At 69.5% G+C, this 12,571-nt stretch carries 13 protein-coding genes, 1 tRNA gene and 1 riboswitch; of the genes, 6 read left to right on the forward strand and 8 right to left on the reverse strand.

Translation table 11 applies throughout. The features are described 5' to 3' along the window. Positions 1–72: 72 nt before the first annotated feature. Entirely contained in the window at positions 73–1,191 is a 1,119-nt protein-coding gene (locus R4I43_RS11580) for a polysaccharide pyruvyl transferase family protein (RefSeq protein ID WP_324265579.1), read from the forward strand. Here R4I43_RS11580 and R4I43_RS11585 read toward each other — a convergent pair. The 4 genes from R4I43_RS11585 to R4I43_RS11600 all read right to left on the reverse strand — a co-directional run bounded on the left by R4I43_RS11585 (position 1,182) and on the right by R4I43_RS11600 (position 3,669). Further along, positions 1,182–1,454, reverse strand: coding sequence for a hypothetical protein (locus tag R4I43_RS11585; protein ID WP_324265580.1), 273 nt, complete (start codon positions 1,452–1,454; stop codon positions 1,182–1,184). The genes R4I43_RS11580 and R4I43_RS11585 overlap by 10 nt on opposite strands. A gap of 221 nt (positions 1,455–1,675) precedes the next feature. Next, positions 1,676–2,386: a thiaminase II gene (gene tenA, locus R4I43_RS11590; protein WP_324265581.1), complete on the reverse strand. Its 711-nt coding sequence runs from the start codon at positions 2,384–2,386 to the stop codon at positions 1,676–1,678. A gap of 124 nt (positions 2,387–2,510) precedes the next feature. Then, positions 2,511–3,308 carry a bifunctional hydroxymethylpyrimidine kinase/phosphomethylpyrimidine kinase gene (thiD, locus tag R4I43_RS11595; RefSeq protein ID WP_324265582.1) on the reverse strand — a complete coding sequence of 266 codons (798 nt, stop codon included), beginning with the start codon at positions 3,306–3,308 and terminating at the stop codon, positions 2,511–2,513. Further along, positions 3,296–3,391, reverse strand: a riboswitch (TPP riboswitch). It overlaps the preceding gene by 13 nt. A gap of 41 nt (positions 3,392–3,432) precedes the next feature. Further along, positions 3,433–3,669, reverse strand: a complete 237-nt coding sequence (locus tag R4I43_RS11600; protein ID WP_324265583.1) for a hypothetical protein — start codon at positions 3,667–3,669, stop codon at positions 3,433–3,435. A gap of 173 nt (positions 3,670–3,842) precedes the next feature. Here R4I43_RS11600 and R4I43_RS11605 point away from each other — a divergent pair, with 173 nt between their 5' ends. The 5 genes from R4I43_RS11605 (at position 3,843) to R4I43_RS11625 (ending at position 7,742) form a co-directional block, all read left to right on the forward strand. Beyond that, the gene (locus tag R4I43_RS11605; protein ID WP_324265584.1) at positions 3,843–4,583 is read left to right on the forward strand and encodes a hypothetical protein; all 741 of its coding nucleotides are present in this window, start codon (positions 3,843–3,845) and stop codon (positions 4,581–4,583) included. Between the two features lie 247 nt (positions 4,584–4,830). Beyond that, on the forward strand, positions 4,831–5,028 hold the full coding sequence (locus R4I43_RS11610) for a hypothetical protein (RefSeq protein WP_324265585.1): 198 nt from the start codon (positions 4,831–4,833) through the stop codon (positions 5,026–5,028). A gap of 176 nt (positions 5,029–5,204) precedes the next feature. Next, positions 5,205–6,842, forward strand: coding sequence for an AMP-binding protein (locus R4I43_RS11615; protein ID WP_324265586.1), 1,638 nt, complete (start codon positions 5,205–5,207; stop codon positions 6,840–6,842). A gap of 63 nt (positions 6,843–6,905) precedes the next feature. Further along, on the forward strand, positions 6,906–7,547 hold the full coding sequence (orn, locus tag R4I43_RS11620) for an oligoribonuclease (protein ID WP_324265587.1): 642 nt from the start codon (positions 6,906–6,908) through the stop codon (positions 7,545–7,547). A gap of 122 nt (positions 7,548–7,669) precedes the next feature. Beyond that, a tRNA-His gene (locus tag R4I43_RS11625) sits at positions 7,670–7,742 on the forward strand. A 113-nt stretch (positions 7,743–7,855) separates the two neighbouring features. On the opposite strand, the gene R4I43_RS11630 is transcribed toward R4I43_RS11625, so the two are convergent. From R4I43_RS11630 to R4I43_RS11645, 4 genes are all read right to left on the reverse strand, one after another. Further along, on the reverse strand, positions 7,856–9,361 hold the full coding sequence (locus tag R4I43_RS11630; RefSeq protein ID WP_324265588.1) for a tyrosine-type recombinase/integrase: 1,506 nt from the start codon (positions 9,359–9,361) through the stop codon (positions 7,856–7,858). Positions 9,362–9,384: 23 nt separating this feature from the next. After that, positions 9,385–9,687, reverse strand: a complete 303-nt coding sequence (locus tag R4I43_RS11635; RefSeq protein WP_324265589.1) for a helix-turn-helix domain-containing protein — start codon at positions 9,685–9,687, stop codon at positions 9,385–9,387. Positions 9,688–9,977: 290 nt separating this feature from the next. Continuing rightward, the gene (locus tag R4I43_RS11640) at positions 9,978–11,576 is read right to left on the reverse strand and encodes a hypothetical protein (protein ID WP_324265590.1); all 1,599 of its coding nucleotides are present in this window, start codon (positions 11,574–11,576) and stop codon (positions 9,978–9,980) included. Then, entirely contained in the window at positions 11,573–12,550 is a 978-nt protein-coding gene (locus R4I43_RS11645; protein WP_324265591.1) for a bifunctional DNA primase/polymerase, read from the reverse strand. Before R4I43_RS11645 ends, R4I43_RS11640 begins: the two co-directional genes overlap by 4 nt. Positions 12,551–12,571: the final 21 nt, after the last annotated feature.

Genomic DNA, 12,571 nt, shown 5'->3' on the forward strand with positions numbered 1-12,571 from the left:
TTTGGTACGGGCGTTCGGCAGGTTGCTAGGTTCGGGAGCGGAACCTAGCAACCCAAGGCTGGAGCCACCCAGGTGAACACCTCGCGCCGGATCTACCTCGTCGGCACCACCGGACATCCCAACTACGGCGACGAGCTGATCGCCGCGGCATGGCTCAAGCACCTGGCGAAGGTGGCCCCGGACAGCGAGGTCTGGCTGGACTCGCCCAACCCCGGCCCCAGCTCGGTGATGCTCTCCGGCCTGCACCCCAACGTGCACTTCACCGACACCTTCTGGCGGCTGTGCTGGGAAGCCCCCGAGGACGAGCCGTGGGCGGTCGCGGCGTTCGTGCAGCACGCGATCCACAACCCCGGCCTCGCGCCGCGCTGGGTCGCCGGCATCGAGCTGGCCTCGCAGATGGACCTGTTCCACGTGATCGGCGGCGGCTACATCAACGGCATCTGGCCCCGCCACGTGGGACTGCTCGCGGCCACCGCGGCAGCCGCGCACCGGTCCGGCGGCCGCGCGGTGATGACCGGGCAGGGCCTGGCGCCCATCGCCGGGGGAACCGAGCCGCTGCTGCGCAGCCTGGCCGACCAGTTCGAGGTCGTCGACGTCCGCGACGAGCCCTCCGCGTCGCTGCTGATCGACCCGTCGGTCACCGGTGACGACATTTTCTTCGGACTCGAGCCCGCGCTGTTCCGCAACGGCGACGACGACGTCCGCGAGGTCATGGTCTGCATGCAGTCGGACCTGCTGGACGAGACCGTGCCCGCGCTGGCCGGATTCCTGCTGGACACGCTGCGCGAGTGGAAGGTCGAGCCGGAGCAGGTCGCGTTCGTCGAGGGCATCCCGCGCGCCGACCGGGAGGTCTTCGCGCTGGTCGAGCACGACCTTCCCGGTGCCCGGTTCCACGCCTTCGACGAGATCATGCGCGACGGCCTGCCGGCCAAGCCCGGCCAGCGGTGGCTGTCGACGCGGTTCCACCTGCACCTGCTGGCCGCCGCCGCCGGGGCGAGCGGGGTCGCGGTGTCGATCAACTCCGGCTACTACACCAACAAGCACCGGTCGTTGATCGAGCGCGGTTCGGGCTGGCAGTTGAGCGAGGGCCTGCGGGTTCCGGCGAGCCCGAGCGGCGGCGGGTTCAGCACCGCCGCGCTGCGCGAGCTGCAGCAGCGCAAGGCGGCGCTGGCCAAGTCGATCTACGGCTGAGAGACTTGCTCCTGCTGGATGCGCACGGTGTCGGCGAGCGCGTTGGCCTCCTCCGGCGTGCGGGCCTCCGGGATCTCGCAGGCGGACTGGGCCGGTTCTTCGGCGGCCTGCGGCCAGATCTGCGGCGCCTCGGTGATGCCCGGCTGCAGCTCCGCGCCGTCGGGCGTCTCGCGGGTGTCCTGGCGCCGGTCAGCTATGTAGAACGGCGCGGCGGCCAGGATCGGGACCGTCATGCCGATGAACACGATCAGAAGAGAACTCACTGCCCCGGAACTCCATCCACGCCTGAGGGAAAACCCGCCCCTGAAACCCCAGCTCGAACAGGGGTTTCGCCCAGCATGTCGCTGTGCGGGCGGCTTCGTTAACAGACCAAGATTGTGTCGCGCATCACATATTGGATCACGCTTCGGAGTAACGCGAAACGGATGACGGCCCGCCACTCCGAGCGAGCCGCCATCGGCGTTCGTGAGACGCGAAACCCTTGTCAGCCAATGAATTTCGCGGTCGGCCAGGTTTCCTTGATCCACGCGCTGTTCCAGAACAACCACTCGAACTCGGTCGCCCGGGCGAACGCGGCGAACATCTGCTCGCGCGTCTCCTCGTCGGCGTGCGCCGCGACCTTGTCGGTGAGCTCGCGAGCGGACAGCACCGCCTCGGCGAACTCGTCGTCGGCGTAGGTGGTGATCCACGCCTTGTACGGGTGGCCCTCGATGTCGCCGGTGGCGTCCAGGATCTTGCTGCCGACGTACTGGTAGACCCAGAAGCACGGCAGGATCGCCGCCAGCAGCACCGGGTAGGACTCGGTCAACGCGCAGGCGCGCAGGTAGGACGTGTAGCCCAGGCACGACGGCGAGGTGTCGATGCCGGCGATCTCCTCGTCGGTCAGGCCGAACTCGGCGACGTAGCCGGCGTGCAGCCGCCGCTCCTCGACCAGCGCGCCCTGCGCGGCACCGGCCAGGAACGCCGCGTCCGCAGCGTCATCGGCCCTGGTCGCCGCGGCCGACAGCGCCTGCGCGAAGCCGACCAGGTAGCGGGCGTCCTGGACGATGTAGAAGGCGAACACGTCGCGTTCGAGGCTGCCGTCGGCGAGCGCCTTGTTGAACGGGTGGTCCACGATCGCCTGCTGCAGTCCGACGGTGCGGTCCCACGCCTCGGCGCAGAACCCTCCGGCGGGCGGTGCGGGCAACGTGCTCATGAGAACCCCTCACGGAAGTCGGAATCTCGGGTGCGGTGGAGCAGGGCAGCTCTGGCGAGCACTGCCCTTGATCGAAGAAGCCCGTGCTGCCCGGACAGTTCGAGCGAGAACTGCCCGCGGCCGCTCACCACCAGCGGTGGAAGTGGTGCACCGGGCCGTGACCGCGACCCACGTCCAAGCGCTCCGAGGCGCGGAGGGCCTCGGTGAGGTACTGCTTGGCCTCGCGGACCGCTTCCAGCCAGTCCGCGCGCTGCGGGCGCAGCGCGGCGATCGCGGCGGAGAGCGTGCAGCCGGTGCCGTGGTCGTTGGTCGTGACGACCCGCTCGCTGGTGAGGAACTCGGCCAGGCCGTCGCCGTAGAGCAGGTCCACGCTCGACTCGCCGTTGAGGTGACCGCCCTTGAGCAGCACCTGCTTGGCGCCCAGCGCGGCCAGCCGCTCGGCCTGCGCGGGCATCTGCTCGGGGCTGCCGATCTCGGCCTCGCCCAGCAGGTCGGCGGCCTCCGGCAGGTTCGGCGTGATCAGGTCCACCCGCGGCAGCAGCTCGTCGCGCAGCGCCCCGACGGCCTCCGGGGCCAGCAGCCGATCACCGCTCTTGGCGACCATGACCGGGTCCAGCACCACGAACCGCGGCGAGTAGCGCTCCAGCACCGCCGTGACCGCGCGGATGACCTCGGCGTTGGCCAGCATGCCGATCTTGACCGCGTCCACCCGGACGTCGTCGAGCAGCGTCACCAGCTGGTCGGTGATGAAGTCCGGCGGCACCTCCTGCACCCGGCTCACCCCGGTGGTGGTCTGCGCGACCAGCGCGGTGATCACCGACATGCCGTAGGCGCCGTTGGCGGAGAAGGCCTTGAGATCAGCCTGGATGCCGGCACCACCACTCGGGTCGGTCCCGGCGATGGTCAGCACGTTGGGGGCCATGACGTCCCTCCGCTAGTACGAGCTAGGTCAGGTTCAACGGGTCTGTTCTCAGCCCCTGGGCAGGGGCACCCCGCGTCACTGACACCAACCTAACAACCCAGGGCAAGCCCCGGACCCTCGCGGTTCAGTCGATCAACCCCAGCACCTGGCCGACGGTGAGCACCTCACCCGCCCGCACCTGGTGCCAGAGCGTGCCGGTGGCCAGCGCGCACACCCGGATTTCGGCGCCCTCGGCCTCGGCCGGGCGCAGCTCGGCCAGCGGCTCGCCCGCCCGGACCCGGCTCCCGTCCGGCGCCAGCCACCGCACGACCCGCCAGCGATCCGGGCCCCGTCGCTCGCCCGGCAGGTGCAGATCGGTCATCTCGCGGCCCCCGCTTCGACGAGCCGTAAGGATGCGACGAATGACGCAGCGGATAAGCCCACCAGGGGCAAAAGCCACCCCGATGGAGCAGTGCGATCGCGATCGATTTCACACCGTGAAAGCACCCACCGGAAGGCGAGGTCAACCTCCATCACGGACTAAAGTGGAGGGCGATGGAAACCACGACCGATGCCCCAGGCTTCGCCCGCTCGCGCCGGCAGCGTCCCGAACAGGACCCGGCGCAGATCTGGGCGCCGCTAGCGGACCTGACCGAGGCCGCCGCCGCGGCCGCCGGATCGGGGACGGTGGCGATCACCCGCGGATTCGACCGCAACAGCCGTCAGCGCGCCAAGGCGCTGCGCGAACTGCTGTCCCGGCGCGACGTGCCGGCGATCGAGGTCACGCCCGCCCCGGGCAGTGATCGGCTGCTGACCGACGTGGCGGTCAGCGCGGTGGTCAACCTGATCGGCGCCGGTTCGTGGCAGCCCTACCGGCTGGCCGCGCAGCTGCGCGCCCCGGTGCTGACCCCCAAGCCCGGCACCGAGCCGGGCGACGAGGTCACCAGGGACGTCATCGCGCTGGCCGGCGAGGAGTCCGGCAAGCGGGACGTCGCGCTCTCGCACGTGGCGGTGCGCGGCGACAACCCGGCCGATGGCCGCCTGACCGTGTCCTTCGACGGCACCGAGCAGGTCATCGACGGCGGCTGGCTGACTGCCACGGTCACGGGCGACCAGCTGGCGGTGCACTACGGCGGCGGGGAGCTGGCCGAGCAGTCGGTCACCACCGGCCGGATCCGGGTCGAGGCCTCCGACGCACCGCACCGCCTGGTGCGTGACGAGCTGCCGATCGCCGACTTCGAAGGCGCGGTCGTGCTCTCCGCCGAGGCCGCCGGGCTGAAGGTTCGCCCGGTCTGACCTCTTCCTTGGGCCGGACGGGTGTCCCCGGCTAACAGCGCTCGCTCAGGGGCGATTCCCGTGGTGGGGGTCGCCCCTGAGTCGCGTCCGGGGACCGCGGCCGGGGAACCCGCGGTGTGACCACGAGCACTTTCCGAGTGATTTCGCGAAGTGCCGTCATGCATCCCGGACCGGCGCGTCCCTACTCCAGAAGCGCGCTGCGCGGCTTCACCGCACCAAGCGGGATCGGCACAGGGAGGCTGGGACTGTGGGGCCCAACCAGCAGTGGCACGTCAGCTGCCGCGACGTCGCCGGACGGCGACGAGACATGTCGGTGTTCGTCAACCACGGCCGGGTCGTGATCGTCGCTCCCCCCGGGGAGACCGCGGTGCTCTCACCGCTGGAGGTCGGCCGCCTGCGCGCGGCCCTGCGCGACGCGGTCGTGACCGCGGCCGGCGCCGAGTAGGGAAACAGGCCCTGGGGGTCGGCGCGGCGGGAGAGGTTCCCGCTTCCCCGCCGCGCCGTCTACTTCGGCACCGCTTCGATCGTGGAATCGGGATACTCGACACGGAGGGCTTGGCCGCGAGGACGCCTCGCGGCACAATCTACTCACGAGTAGGTTTCACGAACGAGGGGTGACAAGTGAGCGTTCTGCGGCACGTGCCCAGGTTTTTCGCCAACCACGCCGCGCCGGCCCTGCACACCCTGTTCGTCCTGGTCAAGCAGGGCGTGGTCCGGCCGATGAGGCCCGACAAGCTGGTGCGCATCGGGCTGGCCTACCGCCGCTGGGGCATCACGCTGCCGCTCGGATTCGCCGTGGGAGCCGTTCGCCACCCCGACCGGCCCGCCGTGATCGACGAGCGCGGCGCGCTCAGCTACGCCGAACTCGCCACCCGCACCACCCGCCTCGCCGCCGCGCTGCGCGACCGGGTGCCGGGCAAGACCCGCATCGGCGTTCTCACCCGCAACCACCACGGACCCGTCGAGGTCATCGTGGCCGCCGCCAAGCTCGGCGTCGACGTCGTGCTGCTCAACGTCGGCCTCAGCGCCCGCCAGCTCGCCGACGTGCTCGCCGAGCAGGACGTCAGCCTGCTCGTCCTCGACGAGGAGTTCGCCGGACACCTCCACGACCTGCCCAGCGGGCTCGACGTCGTGCTCGGCTGGGCCGACGGCCCCACCGAGCACGACACCCTCGACCACCTCATCGCCACCGGGCCCGCCAAGCGGATCCCCCGCCCCAAGCGGCACTCCCGGCTGATCGTGCTCACCTCCGGCACCACCGGCACACCCAAGGGCGCCCGCCGGCCCGACCCGCCGAGCCTCAACCCCGCCGGCGCGGTGCTCTCGCGCATCCCGCTGCGCGCCGGAGAACGCGTGCTGCTCAGCGCACCCCTGTTCCACACCTGGGCCATCGCCGGATTCCAGCTCTCCGCGGTCCTCGGCGCCACCCTGGTGCTGCGCCGCAAGTTCGACCCCGTCGACGCGCTGCGGACCGTGCAACGGCACCGCGTCGGCAGCATGTTCAGCGTCCCCGTCATGCTCCAGCGCATCCTCGACCTGCCCGCCGAGGAGCGCGAGCGGTTCGACACCTCCTCGCTGCGCATCGTCGCCGCCAGCGGCTCCGCCCTGCCCGGCGACCTCGCCAGCCGGTTCCAGCGCGCCTTCGGCCCGGTGCTCTACAACCTCTACGGCTCCACCGAGGTCTCCTGGGTGAGCATCGCCACTCCCGCGGACCTGCGGGCCGCGCCGTCGTCGGCCGGACGCCCGCCGCGGGGCACCCAGGTGCGCATCCTCGACGACGACGGCGAACCCGTGCGCCGCGGCGAGACCGGCCGCATCTTCGCGGGCAACGACATGCTGTTCGACGGCTACACCAACGGCAACAGCCGCGAGAGCCGGGACGGGCTCATGTCCACCGGCGACTTCGGCCGGTTCGACCACTCCGGGCGCCTGTTCATCGCGGGCCGCGAAGACGACATGATCATCTCCGGCGGCGAGAACATCTACCCCAAGGAAACCGAGGACGCCATCGCCGGACTCGCCGAAGTCGCCGAAACCGCCGTCATCGGCGTCGACGACCCCGACTTCGGACAGCGCCTCGCCGCCTTCGTCGTGCCCCGCGAGAAGGGCTCCATGAACGCCGACCAGGTGCGCGACCAGGTCCGCAGCCGGGTCTCCAAGTTCGCCGTCCCCCGCGACGTGATCTTCCTCGACGAACTCCCCCGCAACGCCACCGGCAAGGTCGTCCCCCGCGAACTCCGGGCGTACCTCGACGGATGACCCAGGTTCCGATCAAGACACTGTTCCCGCGATCACTCGGTCACGGGAGTTAGGCTGCGTCGAGTGAATGACCGTCTAGTGTGGATCGACTGCGAAATGACCGGGCTCGAGCTCGGCAAGGACGCGTTGATCGAAATCGCCGCCCTGGTCACCGACGCAGACCTCAACATCCTCGGCGAAGGCGTGGACATCGTCATCCACGCCGACGACGACGCCCTCGCCGGCATGCCCGAGGTCGTGCGCGACATGCACGACCGCTCCGGGCTCACCGAAGAGGTCCGCGCCTCCCCGGTGACCCTCGCCGAGGCCGAGCAGCAGGTCCTGGACTACATCCGGCAGTACGTGCCCGACGTGCGCTCCGCGCCGCTGGCCGGCAACTCCATCGCCACCGACCGCGGGTTCATCGCGCGCGACATGCCGCAGCTCGACGCGCACCTGCACTACCGGATGGTCGACGTCTCCTCCGTCAAGGAGCTCTGCAGGCGCTGGTACCCGCGCATCTACTACGCGCAGCCCGAGAAGGGCCTCGCCCACCGCGCCCTGGCCGACATCCGCGAGTCCATCCGCGAACTCGCCTACTACCGGCGCACCGCGTTCGTCCCGCACCCCGGGCCGAGCAGCGAGCAGGCCCAAGCCGTCGCGGCCGAGCTCCTCAACGACCCCGAAGGGGTCAGCGGCACCACCAAGGCCCGCGAGCAGTCCTGACACCGCTGCTGAGCTGCTCGGACGCGAAAACCGGAGGTGGTGGAAAACCCGCTGCGGGCACACGCTAGGATGGTTTCCGTTGCTCCGGACGGGGCCCGCCAGGGCCGGTCCGAGCGGCCGAGGTGGGTGTAGCTCAGTCGGTAGAGCACTGGGTTGTGGTCCCAGGTGTCGCGGGTTCGATTCCCGTCACTCACCCTAGAGAAAGTTGCAGGTCAAGACTCCGGCCGACTGCCAAACGGGCAGTCGGCCGGAGTTTTTTGGCCTTGTGGTGTCCGATTTTGGGAGCGAAATGGGAGCGCGCCTCCCGATCACGGCTCCCGGTAGGGCGTCAGCAGCTCCTCGAGAAGCGGCACCGGCGAGTGCGGAGACAGCTTCGCGCGGGCTCCCAGTGACTCCTCCCACAGCCGAGGGAGGGCTGCCAGGAGCTCGGCTCGCATCTCGGGTGTCGGGTGTGCGTAGGTGCCGCGCATGCCGGGCACCTCGTGACCCATGCGCTCGGACTGCAGGACGTAGTGCACGCCTGCGTTGTCCATCATCGGCTGGTGCCCGTGCCGGAGCCCGTGCGGTGTGAGCCCCGCTACGAGTGGAGCCCACGACGCCACCGGCACATCATCTGCGGGTCGGACTCCGGTGCCGTCGCACTGGCCACCGTCAGGACCGTCATGGGCGATCAGCGTGCCGTCGAGCCGGAGCAGCTGAGTCTTCTGGCACGACGCACACCGACCGCGGCCGTCATCAACGCTGACCAACCGTGGGCGGCCTCGGCCAACCGGCGGTGTGAACGGTCGCCCTGGTTCGGCGGCTGGCCAAGGCTGCACGGGCAGGCCCGGGAAGCCTTCGCTGACATCCGCCAGCACTGGCCGAGCCGGCTGCTTCTGCGACCTTCTCGGGTACCAGCCGTCGGCTGCCGGCCGGAAGTACCTCGTGGCGTAATTCGAGCGGCGGAAGTGCGTGCCGTCCGAGGACAGGAACAGGTACTCCGCGCCCGAACACCACTCCCCTGTTCCGGAGCAGTGGCAACGTTGAGGCTTGATCCTGCCCAGCAAGTCATCGAGGAAGGGCGGGCTGTCGAGCGTGCGGATCGAGCCATCCTTGGGGCGCCCCAGGTAGAACCGTCCGTCGAGCTCGTAGAGCTTCCAGTTCACCTCGATCTTGCCTGGACTGATCGTCGAGGGAGCCAGCGCCATCAGCTCGCTCCAGCGCATGCCCGTGAACGCTGCGGTCACGATCAGGATGAAGTCGAGGTCGCGGCCCGACAGCAGGGCACACCGCTCAGCCAACAGCAGGGCCTGCAACGGCGTTGCCCACGCGCGTTCCCGCTGCTCGGCTTCCGCGATGCGGCGCTGTCCCTTCTTTCCCTTACCCCGCTTCCGGGCTGCCGGGTTGATCGATAGGTAGCGCGGGATCGCGTCGTTGAGCAGGTTGGTCAGTGTCGAACGAGCTTCCTGCGCGGTCCGGCGAGACACCGGGAGAGTGCGTTCCCACTTCGCGATCTCTTCCGGCGCGTGCTCGAGCGTTCGGAGATCCCAGTCCCCGAACTCCGGCAGGATGTGCATCTCGATGTGGTAGCGGTAGCTGTGCAGTGTGGACAGCTCAAGGTCGAGGCTGGGAAACCACACGTTGACCCATTCCGTCAGGGTCATGCTCGATGCACGAGGATCGCGGTAGGTGTTGTTCCGGACCTCTGCTTCCTTGTCTTCCCCGTAGTCGAGCGCATCACGCTTCTTCTCGAAGCCCGATCGGGACTCCAGTCGCCCATCCGGCCCGGTCCACCGAGCGCGCCAGAACTTCCCGCGCTTCTCTGCGTAAGCCACAGTGATTCCTCTCGTTTGCGTTCTCAGGAGGCCCTGCGCTGTCGCGGGCGTAGCGGCACGAACCCCTCTGGGGGCTGCCGCGTTGCCTTGCTCGGTCGCCGTTTCTGGCGCTCGGTGCTGATCGAGGACACGCCTGCGGGCTGTTCGTTCAGACGGACGATTTCGGCCAGGTGCTCGGGCGTGAAGCGGTACTGGCCGCTGAGCATCACGAACGGGATCTGTCTGCGCGCGCAGCGGCGCTCCAGCCAACTCACCTTGACCTTCAGAAGCTGAGCCGCTTCCTGCTTCGTGTAGAGCTGGATCCCCTGGTTCTCGTAGCTACTCACTGTCACTCCCGGTGCCGTCCACTGATGCTGGAACAGTGGTGGGGTTCTCGTGGTCTGGGCTGGAGCGGTTTTCGGACCCGCAAACCCGCAAACCCGCAAAGTGGGGTTTGAGCTGGGGTTTTGGTTGCGGGTTTGGTGCGGGTTTGCGGGTTTGGAGTGCTGGGTTTTGCGGGTTTGCGGGTTTGGCGGTGGACGTTGCGGGTTTGGACCCCGTCCCTGTCCGGGCTTCTTTTCCCTGGTGATCCTGGGTGCCTGCTGGGTTTGCGGGTTTGCGGGTTTGATTCGGAGGGTCATGAGGTTTGTTCCTGGCGCTCGACCCAGTAGACGCGGCTGCCGGTGTGGCTGTTGGTGACGCTGCGTAGAACGATGTCGCCACGCCACCGTCCGATCTGGCCAGTGAGCTTGCGGCCGAGGGACTTGGCGGACAGCAGCTTCCCGGCGGCGGTGGTGGGGAAGTTGCCCTGCCACGGGTCGAGGCCGGAGTCGACTTCGGCGGTGGCGCGGAGCTCATTGGCGGAGACTTCCTTGCTGCCGTGGAGTTGGTGCCAGCGCAGCAGGAATCCGCGCCACTCGGCGGCGTCGTCATCGAGGTCGCGGGAAGTCTCGGCGTTGCCGAGGAAGCCGCCGATGCCGTGGTGTTCGAGGAAGCCGCCGAGGTACTGGGCCCAGCGGGTGAACTGCCGCATCTGCGGCACCGACGTCGAGGTGGGCGCGCCGGCCGCGGTCCAGTCGAGGATCAGCACGAGCAGGTGCCGCAGCACGACCGCCTGGTTAACCGGGTCGAGGATCCAGGTGTCGAGGTTCGGGATGGTGAACCCGCCACGTGCCTCCGGCCGGGGGCAGTCCGGGTCCAGGCGCACCCAGACGCTTCGGGAGGCCATGTCGCCGCCGACTCGCAGGTTGTTTCCTGTGGCCAGCCACAACCGGTCGTTGGGAAAGGTGGAGGCGGCGTTGGTACCGAGCTTGCGGTCGGTCCAGGTCCGCTCGGTCACCAGCCGTGCCAGGACGGCGGAGTTGATCACCGCGCCTTCCTCGAGGTTGTCGAAGACCACGACGCCGACCTGGTCGGCGAGCACGGTGGTAATGGCCTTGCGCAGTTCCTCTTCGGAATCGGTCCAGGTCAGCACGCGCTGGCCGACCAGCATCCCGACGCAGCCGGACAGGATGGTCTTGCCGCTACCGGGCATGGTCGCGTCGATGACGCCGAACGGCGACAGGGCTCGGGTGAACGGGCGGATGATCGGCGTGACGAGCATGCCGAGATAGTTGGCACGGTCGGCGTTGGACACCCACGGGAAGTCCCGCAGGAAGGTCTCCAGCAGGAACGTCTTGGCATCCTCGACCTGCTCCTGGCTGGGCTTGTCGGGTACGGGCTCCAGGTGGCTGCGGCCGGCCAGAAGGAACCCGGTGGCCGGGTCGTAGCCGGGATCTTGCAGCAGCGTGCCGTCCGGGCGCAGCACCGGAGTGGAGATGATCCGGCGCAGCACCGGCAGGTCCGGCCACGAACGGCGCGAGAGCACCGACCCAAGCACCGACAGCGACGGGGACTTCTCGACTTCGACGTGGTTGCCGTGCTTGTCCACATCCGGCGCGACGACGTTGAGGTGCTCGGCCATCAGGCTCGCCAGCAGCGCGGGCTTGAGCTGCACCGCCGACAGCGGCAGGGCGACGTCGTCATCACCTGCGGTTGGGTCGCCAGCACCGGAGACGGCCTCGACCAGTACCGGGGCGCCGTCCTGGACGTAGGTGTCGGGCAGCAGCCGCGAACCCACCGCCGACGTGAGCACGCGGATCGCGTCGGGGTTGGTGCTGATGCGGACCTTCGGGCGGCCGTCGTCGCCGACGGGCCACATCGACGGGCGGGACTGAGTGGCGTGGGCTTCGGTCATGCCGCATCACCGCCCTGCACCCGCAGCGTGCGGGGGTTGGTGGCCGCGTAGCGGAACCCGGAGGTGATCGTGGCGTCGATCTGGGCCGGGGTCCACGGCTCGTTCGGCCGGGTCAACGGCAGCCGAGACATGGCGTGATGCAACGCCTCCCGCACCGTGGCCTCGTCAACCGCTCCCCCGGCAACCAGCCGCCCCAGCGCCAGAGCGGCGGTGAACAGGGCCTGGTTTTGCGCGCCTGTGCCGGTCGCTGCCAGCCGCTCGCACTCGTTGCGCACTGCTGCGGCCACGTAGCGGGAGGCACGCATAGCGGGGATCTCACGCGGCACTGAGACCGCCGCTGCGGGCCTGCGAGCAAGCCGCTGGACCAACCAGCCCGGCAAATCCACCGGTTCCGCGTCGTCGACGAGCTCGTAGACCCCCTCCGAGGTGACCGAGCCCGGAGCGACGACGTAGCCGCCCCCTGCGCGGGTGTCGATCAGCGGCCCCAACACGCCGCTGGTGTTGCGCAATGCCAGGTCGGCCGGAGCGCGGAAGTAGAAGTGCCTACCCCCGCTCGGCGTCGCCACCGTGTAGGTCGCCGGCACCGTGGCCCCAGCCTGCTCGGCGAGTACAGCCAGGACATCGAGCCCGCACGAAACCCCCCTCCTGTTCCAGCTTCCCGGCCAGACCCAGCCCGTCTTGGGCTGGTCGCAGTCCACGACCAACAGCCCGGAGGGGCCGGTAGCGATCGCGATGTTGAACGCCGCCGTGGACCAGCACGCCCACACTCGCGAGGCATCCGAGGTGGCGCGCTGCTCCCAGCCCCGGTGTCCCCCGGAGCAGACACCCTTGCCGGGACAGTCCTTGCGGCCGTGCAGGGCCGGGCTGCGCTTCGTGCCCGGCCGCAGCGGAAATACCTTCCAGCCACGCTTAGCCAGCAGCAGCGCCCCATCACGCAACTGCTCGGCAGCGCTGGAAGCCCGATTTGTGGTCACGAGGGTTCACCTCCACAAGGG

The organism is Saccharopolyspora mangrovi (assembly GCF_035320975.1).
In the GTDB taxonomy this organism is placed as follows: Bacteria; Actinomycetota; Actinomycetes; order Mycobacteriales; family Pseudonocardiaceae; genus Saccharopolyspora; species Saccharopolyspora mangrovi.

What these genes read in the sequence shown, in the direction of transcription:
- tenA (WP_324265581.1), bottom strand. Translation starts at nt 2,386, where the DNA reads ATGAGCACGTTGCCCGCACCGCCCGCCGGAGGGTTCTGCGCCGAGGCG.
- thiD (WP_324265582.1), bottom strand. Translation starts at nt 3,308, where the DNA reads ATGGCCCCCAACGTGCTGACCATCGCCGGGACCGACCCGAGTGGTGGT.
- R4I43_RS11600 (WP_324265583.1), bottom strand. Translation starts at nt 3,669, where the DNA reads ATGACCGATCTGCACCTGCCGGGCGAGCGACGGGGCCCGGATCGCTGG.
- R4I43_RS11605 (WP_324265584.1), top strand. Translation starts at nt 3,843, where the DNA reads ATGGAAACCACGACCGATGCCCCAGGCTTCGCCCGCTCGCGCCGGCAG.
- R4I43_RS11640 (WP_324265590.1), bottom strand. Translation starts at nt 11,576, where the DNA reads ATGACCGAAGCCCACGCCACTCAGTCCCGCCCGTCGATGTGGCCCGTC.